Source organism: Streptococcus suis (assembly GCF_002964045.1).
Taxonomy (GTDB): Bacteria; Bacillota; Bacilli; order Lactobacillales; family Streptococcaceae; genus Streptococcus; species Streptococcus suis_U.
On record NZ_POPB01000145.1, the window covers coordinates 1 to 418 of the forward strand.

General features: G+C 40.2%; 2 pseudogenes. Both read right to left on the reverse strand.

Going from position 1 to position 418, the window contains the following annotated elements:
- Positions 1-273: pseudogene (locus tag C1E99_RS00635) on the reverse strand (YkgJ family cysteine cluster protein); the annotation flags it as partial.
- Positions 274-324: 51 nt separating this feature from the next.
- Positions 325-418: pseudogene (locus tag C1E99_RS15445) on the reverse strand (septum formation protein Maf); the annotation flags it as partial.

The following is a 418-nucleotide window of genomic DNA, read 5'->3' on the forward strand; positions in this document are numbered from 1 at the left end:
CACACGCAAGTACATGTCCTCAAAAACTGGAAGTTTCATGCGCAAATGCTTGGCAATTCGGGTAATATCTGCTTCTGTAAAGAGTGGTCCCAACGTTTTACAACAGTTGGCACACTCTGTACAGTCGATTTCAGAAAATACTTCGGCATGAATATCTTGAACAATTCTATCCAAATTTTTAGGTGCTTTTTTCTTCAAATTTGCTAGAAATTTTCGATGTTCTCCTTGCTTCTGCTGGGCCAATTGCTTGTATCTTTCAATGTCGACGGTCATAAACTCTCCTTTTCGACCACTATTATACCACAAACTAGCTATTGAGCTCTGCTATTTTTCAAAACCTTCTTCAGAAAAAATCCTGCGGGAAACTTCGGCTACGGGTAGACCAATAATGGTGTGAATATCCCCAGAAATACCTGCC